The organism is Pseudomonas sp. GW821-FHT07G06 (genome assembly GCF_058986625.1).
The window spans coordinates 117,424-138,612 of record NZ_JBYSVW010000018.1; the positions used below are offsets into that span (position 1 = coordinate 117,424).

The window sequence follows — 21,189 nt, forward strand, 5'->3', positions numbered from 1 at the left end:
TTTCAGTACACGAACAACAGGTAGCAGCATGAATTTCCAACTGACCCAAGAACAAGAAATGTTGGTGGACTCGGTACGCAGCTTCGTCGAGAAGGAACTGCTGCCCTATGAAGAGCAAGTCGACCGCGCCGACGAGGTGTCCCCGGAGCTGGCGGCGCAGATCCGCGGCAAGGCAATTGCCGCCGGGTTCTACGCCTTCAACATGCCCGAAGAAGTGGGCGGTGGTGGCCTGGACTACCTGTCCCAGGCGCTGATCGAACGTGAGCTGTCCAAGGTGTCCTGGGCGCTGCACGTGTTCGTCGCGCGGCCGTCGAAAATCCTCATGGCCTGCACCGGCGACCAGATCAACGACTACCTGTTGCCGTGCATCCAGGGCGAGAAAATCGACTGCTTTGCCCTGACCGAACCGGGTGCCGGTTCCGACGCCAATGCAATCAAGACCCGCGCCGTGCGTGAAGGCGACGACTTCATTCTCAACGGCAGCAAGCATTTCATCAGTCACGCCGGGCATGCCGACTTCGCCATCGTCTTCGCCGTGACCGACACCTACGAACACAACGGCAAAAAGCGTAACGCCGTGACCTCGTTCCTGGTCGACCGCAACACCCCGGGCATGACCATCCGCCGTGGACCCAAGTGCGTGAGCAACCGGGGTTACCACACCTTCGAAATGTTCTTCGACGACTGCCGCGTACCGGCCAGCAAAGTGCTGGGCGAAGTCGGCAAAGGATGGGACGTGGCCAACGCCTGGCTGACTGCCGGCCGCGTGATGGTCGCGGCCAACTGCGTCGGTCAGGCCCAGCGTGCACTCGACGTGTCGTTGCAATGGGCGGCGGACCGCAAGCAATTCGGCCAGCCGATCGGCACCTACCAGGGCGTGTCGTTCAAGTTGGCCGACATGGCCACGCAGATTCGCGCAGCGGAACTGCTGACCCTGCACACCGCGTGGAAAATGGACCAGGGCACCATGACCGATGGCGAGGCCGGCATGGCCAAGCTGTTCGCCAGTGAAGTGCTCGGCCGTACCGCCGACGAAGCGGTGCAGATCTTCGGCGGCATGGGCCTGATGGACGAAGGTCCGGTGGAGCGCATCTGGCGCAACGCACGGATCGAACGGATCTGGGAAGGCACCTCGGAAATCCAGCGCCACATCATTTCCCGCGAGCTGCTGCGGCCGCTGCTGCGCTGACCGGCCCGGAGAATTCCCATGTCCCAATCCATTCGTGACAACCTCAAACGCATGCTCGCGCCGCAACACGTGGCGTTCGTCGGCGGCCGCAGCATGGCGCGCGCCCTCAAGCGCTGTGCCGAGGGCGGCTACCCGGGGCAAATGTGGCTGGTCAATCCGCAGCACGACAGCCTAGAAGGTGTACCCTGCGTGCGCAGCGTCGCCGAGCTGCCTTGCGGCCCGGACGCGGTATTCATCGCCACCAACCGCGAACTGACCCTGACCTGCGTCGCCGAACTGGCCGCCATCGGCGCGGGTGGTGCGATCTGCTACGCCTCCGGCTTCGCCGAAACCGGCGCCGAAGGCCAGGCCCTGCAACAGCAATTGCTCAAGGCCGCCGGCGACATGGCCTTGCTCGGCCCCAACTGCTACGGCCTGCTCGACTACCTGCACAGCTCTGCGCTGTGGCCGGTGGCCCATGGCGGCAAAGCGGTGGAGAAGGGTGTGGCGGTGCTGACCCAGAGCGGCAACTTCGCCTACAACCTGTCCATGAGCGACCGCTCGTTGCCGGTGGCCTACATGGCCTCGGTGGGCAATCAGGCGCAACTGGGCGTGGCTGAGTTGATGGACGTGTTGCTCGACGAACCGCGGGTCACCGCCATCGGCCTGCACCTTGAAGGCCTGAAAAACGTCCCGGGTTTTGCCCGCGCCGCGCACAAGGCGCTGGAGAAGGGCATCCCGATCATTGCCCTGAAAACCGGCGTGTCGCAGATCGGCGCCGAACTGGCCTTGAGTCACACCAGCTCGCTGTCCGGCTCCGATGCGCTGTACGACGCGCTGTTCGACCGTCTCGGGGTGATCCGCGTCAGCGGCCCGGTGAGTTTTGTCGAAACCCTCAAGGCCGCGGCCTGCGGCAACCTGCCGGCGGGTAACAGCCTGATCGCGCTGGCCTGTTCCGGCGGAGACGCCGGCCTGATTGCCGACTACGCCGAACGCAACGACCTGGGCCTGCCGAAACTCGATCAAGGACAGGTCGGCGAACTCGCGCAAGTGCTGCCGACCTACGCCAACCTGGTCAATCCGCTGGATTTCACCACGGCGATCTGGGGCGACGGCGAAGCCTTGAACCGCATGCTCGACAGCGCCCTGCGCACCGAAGCCGACGCGGCCATGCTGGTGCTCGACTACCCGTCGGAGTTCACCGGCGAGCGCAAGGAGTGCGACCTGCTGCTGGAGCTGTACTGCGCGGCACTGCAGCGCCACGGCAAGACCGGTTTCGTCACCTCGGCCTTCCCCGAATTGCTGCCGGCCCATGCCCGTGAGCGTCTGCACGCGCAAGGCGTCGCGGCGTTGCAGGGTGTTGAAGACGGGCTGGCCGCGTGGGGCCGCATCGCCGGTTATCAGCGCAATCGCCAGGCCTTGCTGGCGTTGGGCGAATCGGCGCTGGTGCCGCTGTGCCCGCACGCGCTGGAAGGCGAGGGGCGCTTGCTCAATGAATGGGATTCCAAACAGGCGTTGAAAGCCTTTGGCCTGCCGACGCCAAACGGCGTATTGAGCACCCCGGAACAGGCCCTGAAGGATGCCGAGTCACTGGGCTATCCGCTGGTCTTGAAAGCCGTCAGCGCACAGTTGCCGCACAAGACCGAGGCCGGTGCCGTGGCGCTGAACCTCAAGGATGGCGCGGCGTTGAGCGCAGCCCTGGAAAAAATGCACAGCAGCATCGCCGCCTACGCCCCGGGCGTAGCCTTCGATCAACTGTTGCTGGAGCCAATGGCCAAACCGCCACTGGCTGAGCTGATCGTCGGCATCAAGCGCGAAAACGATTTCGGCCTCGCGCTGGTGATCGGTGCCGGCGGCATTCTGGTGGAGTTGCTCAAGGACAGTCGCAGCCTGTTGCTGCCGACCACCGACGGTGCGATCCGCAATGCCTTGCTCAGCCTGCGCAGCGCCCCGTTGCTGCAAGGTTTCCGTGGCCGCGAGTCGGCTGACCTCGACGCCCTGGTGACGGCGATCCGCGCCGTGGCCGATTACGCCTGCGAAAACGCCGCGCAACTGCTGGAACTCGATGTGAACCCATTGTTGGTCGGTGCCCAGGGCACGACTGCGGTCGATGCGTTGATTCGCCTCGGTCAGGAGTGAGGACATGAACATGCAAAGCAAAACCTTGACCGGCGGCCAGGCCCTGGTGCGCCTGTTGGCCAACTATGGCGTCGATACGGTGTTCGGCATCCCCGGCGTACACACCCTGGAGCTGTATCGCGGCTTGCCCGGCAGCGGCATTCGCCACGTCTTGACCCGTCATGAGCAGGGCGCCAGCTTCATGGCCGACGGTTATGCCCGGGTCAGCGGCAAACCCGGCGTGTGCTTCGTCATCACCGGCCCCGGCGTGACCAACGCCGCTACCGGTATCGGCCAGGCCTATGCCGATTCGATTCCGATGCTGGTGATTTCCAGCGTCAACCACAGCGCCAGCCTCGGCAAGGGTTGGGGCAGCCTGCACGAGTGTCAGGATCAACGGGCGATGACCGCGCCGATCACCGCGTTCTCGGCCGTGGCGCTGACCGCCGAAGACCTGCCGGAACTGGTCGCCCGTGCCTACGCGGTATTCGACAGCGAGCGGCCGCGCCCGGTGCACATCTCGGTGCCGCTGGACGTGTTGGCGGCGCCGATTGCCCGTGACTGGAGCAACGACGTGGTGCGTCGTCCGGGCCGTGGTCCGGCATCCGCCACTGCGCTGGATCAAGCCGTGGCCAAACTCAAAGACGCGAAGCGACCGATGATCATCGCCGGTGGTGGTGCATTGAATGCCGTGCAGGAACTGAGCGAACTCAGCACACGTCTTGCTGCGCCACTGTTCACCAGCGTCGCCGGCAAGGGCCTGCTGGCACCGGATGCACCGCTCAACGCCGGCTCCTCGCTGTGTGTGGAGCCGGGCTGGAACCTGATCGCCGAGGCCGACGTGGTGCTGGCGGTCGGCACTGAAATGGCCGACACCGACTTCTGGCGCGAACGCCTGCCGCTCAAGGGCGAGTTGCTGCGCGTCGATATCGATCCGCGCAAATTCAACGACTTCTATCCCTGCGCAGTGGCCTTGCAGGGCGATGCACAACAAACCCTCAGTGGTTTGCTTGAGCGCCTGCCATCCGACGTGCGTGATGCCGGCACGGCGATCGCCTCGGTGGCCGCGTTGCGCGAAGCGGTCAAGGCCAGCCATGGCCCGCTGCAGTCGATCCATCAAGCGATTCTCGAGCGTATTGCTGTAGAGCTGCCGGAAAACGCCTTCATCAGCACCGACATGACCCAGCTTGCGTATACGGGCAACTACGCCTTTGACAGCCTGGCCATCCGCAGCTGGCTGCACCCGACCGGCTACGGCACCTTGGGTTATGGCCTGCCGGCGGGGATCGGCGCCAAGTTTGGCGCACCGCAACGGCCCGGTCTGGTGCTGGTCGGCGACGGTGGTTTCCTCTACACCGCGCAGGAACTGGCGACGGCCGTCGAAGAGCTGGACAGCCCGCTGGTGGTGCTGCTGTGGAACAACGACGCCCTGGGGCAGATCCGCGACGACATGCTCGGCCTGGACATCGAACCCATCGGCGTACTGCCGCGCAACCCGGACTTCGCTGCCCTCGCGCGTGCGTTCGGTTGCACGGTGAACCAGCCGCAAAGCCTGGCCGAGTTGCAAACCGACTTGCGCCATGGCTTCAAGCGCAACGGCGTGACCTTGATCGAACTCAAGCATGCCTGCGCGCACTGATCTGTATTTGAAGGGGACGAAGCCATGCGCTTTTCCGATCTGACTCAACGTATCGCCGGTGATGGCGCTGCCGCGTGGGATATTCACTACCGCGCCCTGGCGCTGCGCGAGCAGGGCCAGGACATTTTGCTGCTGTCCGTGGGCGACCCGGATTTCGACACGCCACAGCCCATCGTGCAGGGGGCCATCGATAGCCTGCTGAGCGGCAACACCCATTACGCCGAGGTGCGCGGCAAGCATGCCCTGCGTGAGGCCATTGCCAGGCGCCATCAACAACGCAGCGGTCAAAGCGTTTCGGCCGATCAGGTCACCGTGCTGGCCGGGGCGCAATGTGCGCTGTTCAGCGTGGCCCAATGCGTGCTCAATCCCGGTGACGAAGTGATAGTCGCCGAACCGATGTACGTCACCTACGAAGCGGTGTTCGGTGCCTGCGGCGCCGTGGTGGTGCCGGTGCCGGTGCGTTCGGAAAACGGCTTTCGCGTATTGCCTGAAGATGTCGCCGCACGCATCACGCCGCGCACCCGGGCCCTGGCACTGAACAGTCCGCACAACCCGTCCGGCGCGAGTCTGCCGCGCAGCACCTGGGCCGCACTGGCTGAGTTGTGCATCGCCCACGACCTGTGGCTGATTTCCGACGAGGTCTACAGCGAACTGCTGTTCGAAGGCGAACACGTCAGCCCGGCGAGTCTGCCGGGCATGGCCGAGCGCACCGCGACCCTCAACAGCCTGTCGAAATCCCACGCCATGACCGGCTGGCGTGTCGGGTGGGTGGTGGCGCCACCGTCTCTCGCGGCGCACCTGGAAAACCTCGCGCTGTGCATGCTCTACGGCTCGCCGGATTTCATTCAGGACGCTGCCGTGGTGGCCCTGGAAAGCAACCTGCCGGAACTGGAGGCCATGCGCGAAGCCTATCGCCAGCGTCGCGACCTGGTGTGCGACAGCCTGGCCGATTGCCCTGGCGTGCGGGCGTTGAAACCTGACGGCGGCATGTTCGTGATGCTCGACATCCGACAGACCGGGCTCAGTGCCCAGGCGTTTGCCGACCGTCTGCTCGATCGCCACGGTGTGTCGGTATTGGCGGGCGAGGCCTTTGGTCCGAGCGCTGCGGGGCACATTCGACTCGGTCTGGTGGTCGGCGCCGAACCCTTGCGCGATGCCTGCCAGCGCATTGCCCGTTGTGCCCAGGAATTGATGGAGACCCAGGTTAATGCTTAATCACAACGCATTGTTTATTGATGGGCGCTGGCAAAAGCCGTCGGGGCAAGGGATCGCCGAGGTAATCAACCCGGCCACCGAGGAAGTGTGCGGCAGTGTTCCGCTGGGCGATGAACTCGATGTCGAAAACGCTGTGGCCGCTGCACGCCGGGCCTTCGATTCATGGTCACGCACACCCTCCAGCGTGCGCGCCGGTTACATCCGTGCACTGGCCGGGCAATTGCGTGCCCGCGCTGATGAGATGGCCGCGGTCATCACCACTGAACTGGGCATGCCGGTGCAATGGTGCCGCTCGGTGCAGGTCGACGGGCCGATCGCTGGCCTTGAGCAGTACGTCGAACTGGCTCATCTCATGGACGAGGTGCGCGAAGTCGGCAATTCGCTGGTGATCCGCGAGGCCGTGGGCGTCTGCGCGTTCATCAACCCGTGGAATTACCCGCTGCACCAGTTGATCGGCAAACTCGCCCCGGCCCTGGCCGCCGGTTGCACCGTGGTGGTCAAGCCGAGCCAGGAAACGCCGCTGCATGCCTTCCTGCTGGCGCAAATGATCGAGGACATCGGCTTGCCGGCCGGGGTGTTCAACCTGGTCAGCGGGCCGGGTTCGAAAGTCGGCGAAGCGCTGGCCAAACACCCCGACGTGGACATGGTGTCGTTTACCGGTTCCACCGGCGCTGGCGTTCGCGTTGCGCAAGCGGCGGCGCCTTCAGTGAAACGGGTATGCCTGGAACTGGGCGGCAAGTCGCCGCTGCTGATTGCCGAGGATGCGGACTTCGACGCGGCCGTGCGCTACGGCGTGCAGGACGTGATGATCAACTCCGGCCAGACCTGCACCGCGCTGACCCGCATGCTGCTGCCGGCCAGTCGTTATGCCGAAGCCGTGGAAATCGCTCTGCAGGAGACTCTGAGCCTGCGCATGGGCGATCCCCTGGACCCGCAAAGCTTTCTCGGCCCGATGTGTTCAGCGGGGCAAAAACGCACCGTGCTCGATTACATCAAGGTCGGCCAACAGGAAGGCGCACGGCTGCTGTGCGGCGGTGATGCGCCGTCGGCATTCGAGCGCGGCTTCTATGTCAGCCCGACGCTGTTCGCCGATGTCGACAACCGCATGCGCATCGCCCAGGAAGAGATCTTCGGCCCGGTGCTGTGCCTGATTCCCTACACCGACGAGGCGCAAGCGGTGCAGATCGCCAACGACTCGCCGTTCGGCCTGTCCAGTGGCGTCTGGGCCGGCAGTGCCGAGCGTGCCTTGCACCTGGGCCGGCAGATGCGCGCCGGCCAGTGCTTCCTCAATGGCGCGGCGTTCAATTACCAGGCGCCGTTCGGTGGCTACAAACAATCGGGCAATGGCCGGGAGTGGGGTGAGGAGGGACTCAACGAGTTCGTCGAAGTGAAGGCGATCCAGGTGTGACGGTTGGCGATTCAAATGTTGTATGCACCGGGCCCTGGCCCGGTGTCTTGCGTGGTTTTGAACCGGTAATTCATTAGCTTTTTGATCAGGGGCAATGCAATGAGCGATAACAAAAACAAGATTACTCAAGCGAACCATGAATTCAGCTTCCCGCGCAGGGACTTCCTGAAGTACAGCGCGGCAGCCGCGGCGGTGGCCGGGGCGTTCTCCATGGGGCTGCCGTTTGGCGCCCTTGCCGGGGAGGCCACGCCAAAACCGGGCGGCGTGTTGCGTCTGGGCCTGGCGGGTGGCAGCACCACGGACTCGAAAGATCCGGGTTCCTGGTCCGACACCTTCACCTTCGTCGGCTTCTCGGCGGTCTATAACACCCTGACCGAAATTGCCGTCGACGGCACGGCCATCCCCGAACTGGCCGAAAGCTGGACCTCGACCCCGGATGCGCGTGTCTGGACTTTCAAGATTCGTCAGGGCGTGACCTTCCACAACGGCAAGACCCTGACCGCCGAGGACGTGGTGGCGTCGATCCAGCATCACCTCGGCGAGAAATCCACCTCGGCGGCCAAGACCGTGCTGGGTGACGTGGCCAAAGTCAGCGCCAATGGCAGCGACAGCGTGGTGTTCGAACTGCATTCGGGCAACGCCGACTTCTCCTATGTGGTTGCCGATTACCACCTGGCGATCATGCCGAGCAAGGACGGCGCGGCGGACTGGCAGGCCGGCGCCGGCACCGGTGGCTATCGCCTCAAGGACTTCGAACCGGGCGTGCGCATGACCCTGGAACGCAGCCCCGATTACTGGAAACCGGGGCGCGCGCACTTCGCCAGCGCCGAGTTGATCGCGATCTCCGACGGCGCGGCACGGGTCAATGCGCTGGTCACCGGGCAGGTGGATGTGATCAACAAGGTCGACCTGAAAACCGTCGCGCTGCTCAAGCGCAACCCGAACCTGGTCATCGAAGAAACCAAAGGCGCCCAGCACTACACCTTCCCGATGCTCACCGACAGCCAGGTCTTCCTCAACAACGACGTGCGCCTGGCGATGAAGCACGCGATCAACCGCGAAACCCTGTTGGCCTCGGTGCTGCACGGCTATGGCCTGGTGGGCAACGACCACCCGATCCAGCCCGGCAGCCGTTTCATCAACACTGCGCTGGAACAACGCACCTACGATCCGGACAAGTCGCGCTTCTACCTGAAAAAGGCCGGTCTGGATTCGCTCAAGGTGCGCCTGCAAGCCTCCGACGCGGCCTACACCGGCGCCGTGGACGCCTCGGTGCTGTTCAAGGAACAGGCCCGCGCCGCCGGGATCGACATCGACGTGGTGCGCGAACCGGCCGATGGTTTCTTCTCCAACGTGTGGATGAAGCAACCCTTCACCACCTCGTTCTGGTACAGCAGCCTGACCGCCGACCGCATGTTCAGCATCGGCTACGCCAAGGGGGCGGCCTGGAACGAAACCCACTGGGACAACCCGCGTTTCAATCAACTGCTCAACGCCGCTCGCGGCGAAATGAACGACCCGCTGCGCCGCGAGATGTACAACGAAATGCAGGCGCTGTGCCGGGACGAGGGCGGGGCGATCGTGCCGCTGTTCGCCAGTTCCGTGGCAGCGCGTTCCAACCGGGTGGTTCACGGCGGGCAGACGGCGCCCTACGGGGAACTGGATGGCCTGCGGGTGATCGAGCGCTGGTGGCAGGCATAAAGCGGAAAGTTGAACTGTGGAGATCAACTGTGGGAGCGAGCTTGCTCGCGATGACGGCAGCACATTCAACATCAATGTTGGCTGACAGTCCGCTATCGCGAGCAAGCTCGCTCCCACAGGGGGGCGTGTTCCCACAGTAGAAATTTTCAGGATTATGCAAGCGTGCCCACTTTCAAGGAACTGCACGATGAGAAGTATTTTCAAGCTGTTGGGACAGCGCCTCGCATTAGGCCTGCTGTCCCTGTTCGCCGTTTCAGTGATCATCTTCCTGGCTGTCGGCATGCTCCCGGGCGACATCGCCCAGGCCATGCTCGGCCAGTCGGCCACTCCGGAAACCGTGGCGGCCTATCGGGCGCAACTGGGGCTGGATTTGCCGCCGCTGACCCGTTTCGGCCACTGGATCTGGCAGTTGTTGCACGGTGATCTCGGTGTATCGCTGGCCAACCAGCGGCCCATCGCCGAGCTGGTTGGCTCGCGCCTGGGCAACACCTTCAGTCTCGCCTTGCTGGCGGCCCTGGTGTCGGTGCCGCTGGCATTGTGTCTGGGGATGCTCGCCGCGCTGTACCGCAACAGCTGGTTCGACCGCTTGCTCAACACCTCGGCCCTGAGCGCAGTGTCGTTCCCCGAGTTCTTTGTTGCCTACATCCTGATCCTGGTGTTCGCGGTGAAGCTCAACTGGTTCCCGAGCATTTCCAACCTGGCGCCCGACGCTTCGTTGGGCACGGTACTGGAACGCTCGGTGTTGCCGGTGGCGACCCTGAGCCTGGTGGTGATCGCGCAGATGATGCGCATGACCCGCGCCTCGTTGATCAACCTGCTGGCCAGCCCCTACATCGAAATGGCCAGGCTCAAGGGCATCAGCCAGTCGCGGATCATCTTTCGACACGCCTTGCCCAATGCCCTGGCGCCCATCGTCAACGTGGTGGCGTTGAACCTCGCGTACCTGGTGGTCGGCGTGGTGGTGGTCGAAGTGGTGTTTGTCTATCCGGGGCTCGGCCAGTTGCTGGTGGACTCGGTGGCCAAGCGCGACATCCCGGTGGTGCAGGCCTGCAGCCTGATCTTCGCCGCGACCTACATCCTGCTCAACACCAGCGCCGATGTACTGTCGATTGCCAGCAACCCACGCCTGATGCATCCGAAGGGGTAGACCATGAGCCTGTTAAGACACGTGTGGCGGGCGCCCCTGAGCGCCCGGTTCGGTTTGTTGATGATCCTGCTTTACGTGCTGGTGGCGGTGTTCGCACCGGTACTGGCGCCGTTCGGCGAAACCCAGGTGGTAGGCGGGGGCTTTGAGCCGTGGGGCGGGCAGTTCCTGTTGGGCACCGACAACCTGGGGCGCGACATGTTCAGCCGCCTGGTCTATGGCGCGCGCAACACCCTGGGCATTGCCTTCCTCACCACGGTGTTGGCGTTTTTGCTCGGTGGGTCCTGCGGCTTGATCGCGGCGATCAAGGGCGGCTGGGTCGATCAGGGTTTGTCGCGGGTGGTGGATATCCTCATGGCCATTCCGCAACTGATCTTCGCCTTGCTGATCCTCAGCGTGGTCGGTACCACGGCGACGTCGTTGGTGCTGGTGATTGCGCTGCTGGATGCGACCCGGGTGTTTCGCCTGTCGCGCGCGGTGGCCATGAACGTGGTGGTGCAGGACTTCGTCGAAGCCGCGCGCCTGCGCGGTGAAGGCCTGTGCTGGCTGGTGACCCGCGAGGTGCTGCCCAACGCCGCGGCGCCGCTGATTGCCGAGTTCGGCCTGCGCTTCTGCTTCGTGTTCCTGTTCATCAGTGCGTTGTCGTTCCTCGGCCTGGGCATTCAACCGCCCACCGCCGACTGGGGCAGCATGGTGCGCGACAACGCCGTGCTGATCACCTTCGGCGACATCAGTCCGTTGCTGCCCGCCCTGGCCGTGGCCTTGATCACGGTCAGCGTCAACTTCGTCGTCGACTGGATGCTGCACAAATCCAGCGGCCTCAAGGAGTGCTGAACATGACGACCACAAAACCTTTGCTGGAAATCCGCGACCTGCACATCGAAGGCCATTACGAAGACGCCTGGCATCCGCTGATCAAGGGCATCGACCTGACCCTGCAGCGGGGCGAAGTGCTGGGGCTGATCGGCGAGTCCGGCGCGGGCAAGTCGACCCTCGGCCTGTCGGCCATGGGCTACACCCGCGACGGTTGCCGGATCACCGGCGGTTCGGTGCACTTCGACGGCATCGACCTGCTCAAGGCCAAGCCTGAAGCCCTGCGCAAACTGCGGGGGCTGCGCATTGCCTATGTGGCACAGAGCGCGGCGGCTTCGTTCAACCCGGCCCACCGGCTGATCGACCAGCACGTCGAGACCGCTGTGAAAAACGGCGGCATGAGTCGCGAACAGGCCATGCGTGACGCAGTGGAACTGTATCGGGTACTGCGCCTCCCCAACCCCGAAACCATCGGCCAGCGCTATCCGCATCAGGTCTCCGGCGGCCAGTTGCAGCGGGTCATGACCGCCATGGCCATGGCTTGTCACCCGGACCTGATCATCTTCGACGAACCGACCACGGCGCTGGACGTCACCACCCAGATCGAAGTCCTCGCCGCCATTCGCGACGCCGTGGCGACCTATGGCAGCGCGGCGATCTACATCAGCCACGACCTGGCGGTGGTCGCGCAGATGGCCGACCGCATCATGGTGCTGCGTCACGGCAAACTGGTGGAAGAGGCCGAGACCCGCAAGATGCTCGGCGACCCGCAAGAGGACTACACCAAGTCACTGTGGGCGGTGCGCAGTTTCCGCACCGAGCCCAAGGCTTGCCCGCAACAGGAACAACCGCTGCTGGAACTGCGCAACAGCTGCGCCAGTTATGGCCGGCAACCAGTGTTGCACGACGTGTCGTTGAAGCTGTATCGCGGCCAGACCCTGGCGGTGATCGGCGAATCCGGTAGCGGCAAGAGCTCCACGGCGCGGCTGATCACCGGCTTGCTGCCGCCGACTTACGGCCAGGTGCTGTACGACGGCGAACCCTTGCCGGCGGACTTTCGCCAGCGCAGCAAGGAGCAACTGCGGCGCATCCAGATGATCTACCAGATCCCCGACACGGCGCTGAACCCGCGCCAGCGCATCGTCGACATCATCGGTCGGCCATTGACGTTTTATCTGGGCCTCAAGGGTAAGGCCATGCGTGCCCGGGTCGCCGAACTGCTGGAGATGATCGAACTCGACCCGGCGACCTTCATGGAGCGTCAACCCCGGGAGCTGTCCGGCGGGCAGAAGCAACGCATCTGCATCGCCAGGGCCCTGGCGGCCGATCCGCAACTGATCATCTGCGATGAAGTGACCTCGGCCCTCGACCAACTGGTCGCCGAAGGCGTACTGAAATTGCTCAACCGCATCCAGCAACAACTGGGTGTCGCCTATCTGTTCATCACCCACGATGTTGCTACAGTGCGGGCGATTGCCGATGAGGTATTGGTGATGCAACGGGGCAGGGTGGTGGACCACGGCTCGCGCAGCCAGATCTTCACCCCGCCGCACCAGGACTACACCGGGTTGCTTTTTTCTTCCGAACCGCAAATGGACCCCGACTGGCTCGACCGCTTGCTGGCCACACGCGCTTGCACACCTTCAACCGATACGCTGGAACAAGTCTAAGGAACCACCATGAAAGTACTGATCGTCCACGCTCACCCGGAGCCGCAATCCTTCACCGCCGCCCTGCGTGACCAGGCCGTCGACACGCTCGAAGCCCAGGGCCACGAAGTGCAGGTCAGCGACCTGTACAAAATGAACTGGAACCCGGTGGCCAGCGACGCCGACTTCTCGAATCGGGAAAACCCCGAGTACCTGGTCTATGCCCTGGAACAACGCCTGGGCGTGAAGAGCCAGTCGCTGGCGCCGGACATCCAGGCCGAGCTGGACAAACTGCTGTGGGCCGACCTGCTGATCCTCAACTTCCCGATCTTCTGGTTCTCCACCCCGGCCATGCTCAAGGGCTGGATCGACCGGGTGCTGGTGTCCGGCATCTGCTATGGCGGCAAGCGCTTCTACGATCAGGGTGGATTGGCCGGCAAGAAGGCGCTGGTGACCGTGACCCTGGGTGGGCGTGAACACATGTTTGGCGAAAACGCGATCCACGGCCCATTGGAGGACATGCTGCGGCCGATCCTGCGCGGCACCCTGGCTTACGTCGGCTTCGATGTGCTGGAACCCTTCGTGGCCTGGCATGTGCCGTACATCAGCGAAGAGGCGCGCCAGCAGTTCCTGGTTGACTACGGCCAGCGCCTGCAACACCTGAGTGATGATCAGCCGTTGGTATTCCCGAAGCTGTCGCAGTTCGATGACAAGCTCTATCCGCTGGCCACCAATGCCTGACTAACACCACACCCCCTGTGCGAGCGAGCCTGCTCGCGAATACGGTGGCACAGTCAACATTGATGTCGGCTGACCCACCGCCTTCGCGAGCAGGCTCGCTCCCACAAAGGCCTGCATTGTTCTGAATACGCAAACACTGAAGTCGCCGAGAATGGAATTGTTGGTGCAGTGGCGGACTTGTAGCCTCCATTACGCCGAACACCACGATCTGCCAACGACCGGGTGGAGCTCAAGCCAGGGCTCATCAAGACGTCATACCTTGCTTTCGGCCTCATGCCCCTTCGGGGGATTGGCGCCTAATAAAAATAAGGAAGGCAGGTATGAGTATTCGTGCATGGGTTTGCGCAGCAACCCTGTTCGCGCCCGTTCTGGGTGCCGGCGTTTTGTTTCCCTCTATGGCTCTGGCAGCAGACGATCCCATGGGTTCGCTGGTGCGCAATGTCTTCGGCGACAGTCTTGAGCGCGAACACGGGATCAAGATCTACGGCTGGGCTCAGGCCGGTGTGATCTATAACAACAACGGCACGGATGACGTCAGCAAGCAAAGCTTCTTCAATACCGATGAAGGTGTGAACCTCAACCAGTTCGCCCTGGCCGTGGAGAAGAAACCCAAGAGCAATGTGATCGGCCGCGTCGGGCCGTTTCCCGGCGCGATGCCGCAAGAAGCCGATTGGGGTTTCAACGTCACCGCGCTGTACGGCAAGGATGCGCGCTTCTTCAAGACCTATGGCTGGGACGAAGACCTGAGCGTCAACCGCGACAACAAGCCTGAAGATCCGGCGTTCACCGTCGCCCAGGCCTACGTCAACTTCTACTTCCCGGTGCTCGGCGGTTCGGAGTTGATGGTCGGGATTTTCCACACGCCGCTGGAAAACGAAATCGGTTTCGCCTTGCCATCTCCGGCACCGACCGACTTCTACACCCACACTTACTCCTTCATGCACGGCCCGGCCAAACATGCCGGTGCACTGTACTCGTTCAAACTGCCTTCGGAGCCTGGCGAAAGCATGCTCGGCTTCGAACTGGGCGTGGTCCAGGGCTGGAACAACCTGCAGGACCCCAATCACTCGCCGGACGTGATCGCCAACGTGCGCTGGCGCTCGGCGGACTTCGGCACCTGGATAGACTGGGAAAACATCTACGGCAATGGTGCTGGCGACAGTTTCGCCGAATGCAGTTGTGGCTCGCCGCTGCCGGCGGGCACCAAGGATGACGACTACAAGCGCCTGGCGTCGTACCTGACCCTGTCGCAAGTCATCGATCCGAACAACCGCGTGGCGCTGGAGTTGAACTACGGCAAGCAGGAGCAGGGCGCCTTCGCCGGGTTCGCCAACAAGAACGACGCGACCTGGTATGGCACCGACATTAACTGGTATCACAAACTCAGCGAAAACCTGATGTGGAACAGCCGCGCCGAGTGGTTCTACACCGACGCCCCGGTCCACGTGATGATGGCCAACATAGACCCGAACACCGGGATTCCCGATCCAACCTGGGGCAGTTTCTACGGGGTCACTACCAACCTGGCCTGGACGCCGACACCCAACGTGCGCCTGCGCCCGGAACTGCGCTACGACATCCATTCAGGCCCCGGCCGCGATGCCTATGCCGACGGCGAAAAGGATTCGCAAGTGGTCGCGTCGTTCGACGTCAGTTTCTTTTTCTAAACGGATTTCCCTGCTTTACCCCTGACCCTGCGTGATGGCCCGGCCACACGTGGCGACCCCGTTCGTCCAGGCTTTTGGAGTACTTACATGACAGACAACAACGATAAAAACCTGTTAGGCCGCGACTTCTCCCGCCGTGACTTCCTGCGCAGTACCGGCATTGCCGCCGGTGGCGTGGCACTGGCAAGCATGCCGTTCACCTTTGCCATCGGCGGTGAGCGGGTGATCAAGCTCGGTTATGTCAGCCCGCAGACCGGGCCGTTGGCGCCGTTTGCGGCAGCCGACAACTACATCATCGAGTCGCTCAAGCAAGTGCTGAAGAATTCGATCAACGTTGGCGGCAAGGCCTATCGCCTGGAAGTCATCGTCAAGGACAGCCAGTCCAACCCCAACCGCGCGGCGGAAGTGGCGAGCGAGCTGATCCTGTCGGACCAGGTCGACCTGATGCTGGTGTCGTCGACCCCGGAAACCACCAACCCGGTCTCCGACCAGTGCGAAATCAACGAAATTCCCTGTATCTCCACCGTTGCCCCGTGGCAGCCGTGGTTTTTCACCCGGGGTGGCAAGCCGGATCAAGGCTTCGAGTGGACCTACCATTTCTTCTGGGGCCTGGAAGATGTGATCGGCACTTACAGCGCGATGTGGGGTGCGATGCCGTCGAACAAAGTGGTGGGCGGTCTGTTTCCCAACGATGGTGACGGCAATGCCTGGGGCGATCAGAAACTTGGTTTCCCGCCGGTGTTGGCACAGAAGGGGTTCGAGCTGGTCGATCCGGGTCGCTTTCAAAGCCTGACCGACGATTTCTCCGCGCAGATCGCCGCGTTCAAAAAGGCCGACGTCGAGATCGTTACCGGTGTGGTCATCCCGCCGGACTTGAGCACGTTCTGGACCCAGGCTCGGCAGCAAGGCTTCAATCCGAAAGCCGTGTCGGTGGGCAAGGCATTGCTGTTTCCGACGGCAGTCGAGGCATTGGGCAAGGCCGGCAACAACCTGTCGACCGAAATCTGGTGGAGCCCGACTCACCCGTTCAGCTCATCGTTGACCGGCGCCAGTGCCGGCCAATTGGCCCAGGGTTTCACCCAGGCCACCGGCAAGCAATGGACGCAACCGCTGGGCTTCGTGCATGCCTTGTTCGAACTGGCGGTGGACATCCTCAAGCGCACCGAAGAAGTCGGTGATGCACAGGCCGTCCGCGATGCCTTGCTCAAGACCAACCTCAATACCGTGGTCGGCCCGATCAACTGGAATGGCGGGCCGGTGAAGAACGTCGCCAAGACCCCGCTGGTCAGCGGTCAGTGGCGCCTGGGCAATGACAGCAAATACGACCTGATCGTGACCAGCAATGCCACCGCACCGGCGATTCCGTTGGGCGGCGAGATGCAGGCCATTACGTATTGATCGCGCAACAGGACACGGGTGCACCATGCAACAACCACTTTTGCAAATGACCGATGTACACAAAAGCTACGGCGCGGTGAAGGTCACGGATGCGATCAACCTGACCCTGCAACCGGGTCAAGCATTGGGCATCATCGGTCCCAATGGCGCGGGTAAAAGCACGCTGTTCAACCTGATCGCCGGTGGCGTGGCGGCGGACAAAGGCACGATTCATTTCGAGGGCCGCAACGTCACCCGCGAACCCGTGTTCAAACGCTGCCAACAAGGCATTGGCCGTTCCCACCAGATCCCGCATCCGTTCGTGAAAATGACCGTGTTCGAGAACCTGCTGGTAGGCGCGACCTTTGGTGCGCGGCTGCGGGACAAGGAAGCCAGTCAGTGGTGTGCGCAGACGCTGGAACTCACTGGCCTGATGCGCAAGGCCAATGTGCTGGCCGGTTCCCTGACCTTGCTTGACCGCAAGCGCCTGGAAATGGCCCGGGCCTTGTCGACCCGACCGCGCCTGTTGTTGCTCGACGAAATCGCCGGTGGCCTGACCGAACCGGAATGCCTGGCACTGGTGGAAACCATTCAGGGCATCCACAAGTCGGGTGTCGCCATTATCTGGATCGAGCACATCGTGCACGCCTTGCTGGCGGTGGTCAGTCGCCTGACGGTGATCAACTTCGGCGCCAAGCTGGCCGAAGGCGAACCGCGCAGCGTCATGGCCGACCCTCGGGTCCAGGACATCTACATGGGCATCGGGAGCTGACGCATGCTGACCATCGAAAAACTCTGCGCCGGCTACGGCGACTTTCAAGCGCTGTTCGACATCAGCCTGACTCTTGAGGCCGGTGAAACGGTGGCGATCATCGGCTCCAACGGCGCGGGCAAATCGACGTTCCTGCGCTCCTTGGCCGGGTTGATCAAGAACCAGCCGAGCGCCATTACTTTCAAGGGGCAGGCCATTGGCGACATGGCCGCCAATCAGGTGCTGGAGCGCGGCATCGCGCTGGTGCCGGAGGGCCGAAAGCTGTTTCCGTCCCTGAGCGTTGAAGAAAACCTGCTGATCGGCGCCTACAGCAAACGCCCGGGACCGTGGACGTTGAAGCGCATCTATCAGTTGTTCCCGGTGCTGGAAAAACTGCGCAAGCGTCCGGGCACCGCACTGTCTGGCGGCCAGCAGCAAATGGTCGCGATTGGCCGGGGTCTGATGGCCAACCCGCACTTGCTGTTGTGCGACGAAATCAGCCTGGGCCTGGCGCCGACGACGATCAAGGACATCTACGCCGCATTGCCCTCGATCAAGGCCGACGGCACCACGGTGATTCTCGTCGAGCAGGACATCAATCAGGCACTGAGTGTGTGCGACCGCTTCTATTGCTTCCAGGAAGGGCGCGTGTCCCTGACCGGCCGGCCCGGGGATGCGGACAAAGCACAAATCAAAGCCGCGTATTTCGGGATCTAGTGATGGAATGGCTCAATACTTTGCTTCAAGGCATGTTGCTCGGCGGCCTGTACGCGATGTTCGCTGTGGGGCTGTCGCTGATGTTCGGCATCATGCGCCTGGTCAACATCGCCCATGGCGACTTCATCGTGCTGGCGTCGTACCTGGCGCTGGTGGTGGTCAATCATCTGGGTTTCAGCCCGTTGGCGAGCCTGCTGATCGTGGTGCCGCTGATGTTCTGTTTCGGCTATCTGCTGCAACGCCTGTTGCTCAACCGCACGCTGGGTACGGACATCCTGCCGCCACTGCTGGTGACCTTCGGGTTGTCGATCATCGTGCAGAACGTGCTGCTGGAATTCTTCAGCGCTGATAGCCAGAAGCTGTCCCAGGGTGAGCTTGAGGTCGCCAGTGTCGGTTTCGGTGGTTTGAGTGTGGGCGTCATGCCGCTGATCGTGTTCGCCAGCGCCTTGCTGATCATTGGCGGCCTGCAATTGCTGTTCTACAAAACCTCGCTGGGCCGGGCATTTCGCGCGACTTCAGACGACCAGCACACGGCACGGCTGATGGGCGTCAACAACGCGCACATCTTCGGCCTGGCCATGGCGCTGGCGATGGCGGTGGTGTCGATTGCCGGGGTGTTTCTGGCGATTCGCACCAGTTTCGACCCCACCGTGGGGCCGGCGCGGCTGTTGTACGGCTTCCAGGCGGTGATCATGGGTGGTTTGGGTAGCCTGTGGGGCACGTTGGCGGGCGGGGTGATTCTCGGTGTTGCGCAATCCCTGGGCGCAAAAATCGATCCCGGCTGGCAAATCCTCGCTGGCCATCTTGTGTTTCTGCTGATCCTGGTCGTGCGTCCGCGTGGCCTGTTTCCCCGGAGTGTCGACTGATGAATGCCTTGAACAATCCCGCACCGGTTTATCGCGTACAACGCGCCACCACCAGCAGCACCATCGGCCTGTCCTTGGTCGGGCTCTGCGTACTGGTGTTGCTCAGCGCGCCCTTGTGGGCCGATCGCGCCAGCCTGCGGCTGGTGGTGGAGTTCGCCTACTACCTGGCCCTGGCACAAATGTGGAACTTGCTGGCGGGTTACGCCGGCCTGGTCTCGGTGGGGCAACAGGCTTTCGTCGGCCTGGGTGGCTATCTGTTGTTCATGCTGGCGAGCCAGTTCGGTGTACCGCCTTTGTTAGCGGTCCTGCTCTCCGGGGTGCTGGTCGCGTTGCTGGCGATTCCCACGGCGTTGATCGTCTTTCGCCTGCGTGGCGCTTACTTCGCCATCGGCACCTGGGTGGTGGCGGAGGTCTTCCGTCTGGGCCTGGCGCAAATGAGCAGCCTTGGCGGCGGATCGGGACAAAGCCTGCCGGCAGCGATTGTGCGGCAAATCGGCAATGACCGGGAAGGGCGCGAAACGCTGATCTACTTCACCGCGCTGGCGATCGCCATCGGCGCCGTGGCGGTGGTGTACTTCCTGTTGCGCTCGCGACAGGGGCTGGCCCTGGCGTCGATTCGCGATTCCGAGGCGGCATCCGGCAGCCTCGGTGTGGATACGTTCCGCACCAAACTGATGGTCTACGTACTGGCCGCCGGTTGTACGGGCGTGGTTGGAGCGTTGATCTTCCTGCAAAAGCTGCGGATTTCTCCGGATGCGGCGTTCAATCTGCAGGACTGGACGGCGGTGGTGATCTTTATCGTGATCATCGGTGGCATCGGCACCCTGGAAGGCCCGTTGATCGGCACGCTGATTTACTTCGTATTGCGCGGCTGCCTGGCGCAGTACGGCGCGCTGTACATGATCATCCTCGGTGTGGTCGCGGTGGTGATGATGCTCAAGGCGCCGCAAGGGGTGTGGGGGTTGATCAGCGAGCGGCTGGGCTGGCAGGTGTTCCCGATGCAGCGACGATTGTCCGCCCGGACCCGGCCATGACCTGTAGGAGCGAGCTCGCTCGCGATGGAGGTTAACGATGACGCTGGGTACCTGACACCCCGCGGAGTTCTCAAGTCCATCGCGAGCAGGCTCGCTCCTACAGGCAGGTTTTCGCTCTGGATGTGGAGCGGCAGGCTAACCTCTTATTCCTATAAGAACAAAAACATCCAGAGAACCTGCCCATGGATCGTTTACTCAGTGTCGAAGCCTTTGTGCGGGTGGCCGAGACCGGCAACTTCGCCAAGGCGGCCCAGCAACTGGGGGTGACCCGTTCGGTGATCACCCACCGCATCCAGCAGCTGGAGCAATTCATCAACGCGCCGCTGTTCCACCGCAGCACGCGCCATGTGCGGCTTTCCGAAGTGGGCGAGACCTACTACAAGGAATGCGCCGACATGGTCGCCGGTTTCAACTCGCTGACCGAACACATGCGCGAACTGCGGGCCAAGCCCACCGGCAAGCTCCGGGTGCAGATGCTGCCGGGTTTTGCCATTGGTCACTTCGGCCGCATGCTGGCCGAGTTCACGCGCCTGTACCCGGACATCGAAGTCGACGTGATCGTCAATGACCGGGTGGTGGACCCCATTGAAGAAGGCTTCGACGTGGCGTTCCAGATGTTCCCGCCCATGGCCGAAACCCTGATCGAGCGCAAGCTGTTCAGCGTGCGCCGATTGTTCTGCATGTCGCCGGATTACGCCGGCGAGTTCGGTGTACCGACCCATCCCCAGGAGTTGCTGCAACACAAGATCGCCTTGTACGAGGGCTATCCGTCGCGCAACCGCTGGATCTTCACCCGCGACGACGAGCAAGTGGAGCTGAGCCTGCCGGGCCAGGTGCGCTCCAACTCCGTGCACTTGCTGCGCGATTACGCGCAGACGGGGGTGTGCATTGTCTGCCTGCCGACCCTGGTGGCCAGTGATGACCTGCTCAGCGGCCGGCTGATTCCGGTGTTGCCGGAATATGCGCTGTCCTCGTTCAACTTCTCGGCGGTGTATCCCGCCACCCAGCGCCGGGCCTTGAAAGTGCGTACGTTGATCGACTTTCTGGTGGACAACTTCGGCGATGAGCCATGCTGGGACAAGCCCCTGCTGGAGCGTGGCTGGGTGCGTTGAAAAGCAGGGTCTTGGCTAATACACGAAACCTGTGGGAGCGAGCTTGCTCGCGATGGCAGTGTGTCAGTC

General features: G+C 62.9%; 17 protein-coding genes. All 17 read left to right on the top strand.

The genetic code is table 11. The features are described from left to right. Positions 1-28: 28 nt before the first annotated feature. The 17 genes from AC3WJW_RS25200 to AC3WJW_RS25280 all read left to right on the top strand — a co-directional run bounded on the left by AC3WJW_RS25200 (position 29) and on the right by AC3WJW_RS25280 (position 21,120). Positions 29-1,189: an acyl-CoA dehydrogenase family protein gene (locus AC3WJW_RS25200; protein ID WP_007981552.1), complete on the top strand. Its 1,161-nt coding sequence runs from the start codon at positions 29-31 to the stop codon at positions 1,187-1,189. A gap of 18 nt (positions 1,190-1,207) precedes the next feature. Continuing rightward, complete coding sequence (locus AC3WJW_RS25205; protein ID WP_493727844.1) at positions 1,208-3,307, top strand: acetate--CoA ligase family protein; 2,100 nt, start codon at positions 1,208-1,210, stop codon at positions 3,305-3,307. Positions 3,308-3,317: 10 nt separating this feature from the next. After that, complete coding sequence (locus tag AC3WJW_RS25210; protein ID WP_493727871.1) at positions 3,318-4,925, top strand: 5-guanidino-2-oxopentanoate decarboxylase; 1,608 nt, start codon at positions 3,318-3,320, stop codon at positions 4,923-4,925. Between the two features lie 24 nt (positions 4,926-4,949). Beyond that, on the top strand, positions 4,950-6,140 hold the full coding sequence (locus tag AC3WJW_RS25215) for a pyridoxal phosphate-dependent aminotransferase (protein WP_493727845.1): 1,191 nt from the start codon (positions 4,950-4,952) through the stop codon (positions 6,138-6,140). Further along, positions 6,133-7,548 (top strand): aldehyde dehydrogenase family protein, encoded by a 1,416-nt coding sequence (locus AC3WJW_RS25220; protein WP_493727846.1) that lies wholly within the window; start codon positions 6,133-6,135, stop codon positions 7,546-7,548. Before AC3WJW_RS25215 ends, AC3WJW_RS25220 begins: the two co-directional genes overlap by 8 nt. A gap of 99 nt (positions 7,549-7,647) precedes the next feature. After that, positions 7,648-9,249, top strand: coding sequence for an ABC transporter substrate-binding protein (locus tag AC3WJW_RS25225; RefSeq protein WP_116579362.1), 1,602 nt, complete (start codon positions 7,648-7,650; stop codon positions 9,247-9,249). A 187-nt stretch (positions 9,250-9,436) separates the two neighbouring features. Continuing rightward, positions 9,437-10,396: an ABC transporter permease gene (locus AC3WJW_RS25230; protein ID WP_476201031.1), complete on the top strand. Its 960-nt coding sequence runs from the start codon at positions 9,437-9,439 to the stop codon at positions 10,394-10,396. A 3-nt stretch (positions 10,397-10,399) separates the two neighbouring features. Next, positions 10,400-11,227 (top strand): ABC transporter permease, encoded by an 828-nt coding sequence (locus tag AC3WJW_RS25235; RefSeq protein WP_493727847.1) that lies wholly within the window; start codon positions 10,400-10,402, stop codon positions 11,225-11,227. A gap of 2 nt (positions 11,228-11,229) precedes the next feature. Further along, positions 11,230-12,876: an ABC transporter ATP-binding protein gene (locus AC3WJW_RS25240; protein ID WP_493727848.1), complete on the top strand. Its 1,647-nt coding sequence runs from the start codon at positions 11,230-11,232 to the stop codon at positions 12,874-12,876. 9 nt (positions 12,877-12,885) lie between these two features. Then, complete coding sequence (locus tag AC3WJW_RS25245) at positions 12,886-13,596, top strand: NAD(P)H-dependent oxidoreductase (protein WP_493727849.1); 711 nt, start codon at positions 12,886-12,888, stop codon at positions 13,594-13,596. Between the two features lie 320 nt (positions 13,597-13,916). Then, entirely contained in the window at positions 13,917-15,263 is a 1,347-nt protein-coding gene (locus tag AC3WJW_RS25250) for an outer membrane beta-barrel protein (RefSeq protein ID WP_493727850.1), read from the top strand. An 87-nt stretch (positions 15,264-15,350) separates the two neighbouring features. Next, the gene (locus AC3WJW_RS25255) at positions 15,351-16,661 is read left to right on the top strand and encodes an ABC transporter substrate-binding protein (protein ID WP_493727851.1); all 1,311 of its coding nucleotides are present in this window, start codon (positions 15,351-15,353) and stop codon (positions 16,659-16,661) included. A 25-nt stretch (positions 16,662-16,686) separates the two neighbouring features. After that, positions 16,687-17,412, top strand: a complete 726-nt coding sequence (locus AC3WJW_RS25260) for an ABC transporter ATP-binding protein (protein WP_493727852.1) — start codon at positions 16,687-16,689, stop codon at positions 17,410-17,412. Positions 17,413-17,415: 3 nt separating this feature from the next. Next, positions 17,416-18,108, top strand: a complete 693-nt coding sequence (locus tag AC3WJW_RS25265; RefSeq protein ID WP_095965999.1) for an ABC transporter ATP-binding protein — start codon at positions 17,416-17,418, stop codon at positions 18,106-18,108. A gap of 2 nt (positions 18,109-18,110) precedes the next feature. Next, on the top strand, positions 18,111-18,974 hold the full coding sequence (locus tag AC3WJW_RS25270; protein WP_493727853.1) for a branched-chain amino acid ABC transporter permease: 864 nt from the start codon (positions 18,111-18,113) through the stop codon (positions 18,972-18,974). Then, positions 18,974-20,008, top strand: a complete 1,035-nt coding sequence (locus AC3WJW_RS25275) for a branched-chain amino acid ABC transporter permease (RefSeq protein ID WP_493727854.1) — start codon at positions 18,974-18,976, stop codon at positions 20,006-20,008. The genes AC3WJW_RS25270 and AC3WJW_RS25275 overlap by 1 nt, the downstream gene beginning before the upstream one ends. A 182-nt stretch (positions 20,009-20,190) precedes the next feature. Beyond that, a complete protein-coding gene (locus AC3WJW_RS25280; protein ID WP_104448234.1) occupies positions 20,191-21,120 on the top strand; it encodes a LysR family transcriptional regulator in 930 nt (309 codons plus the stop codon). The last annotated feature ends 69 nt before the right edge of the window (positions 21,121-21,189 follow it).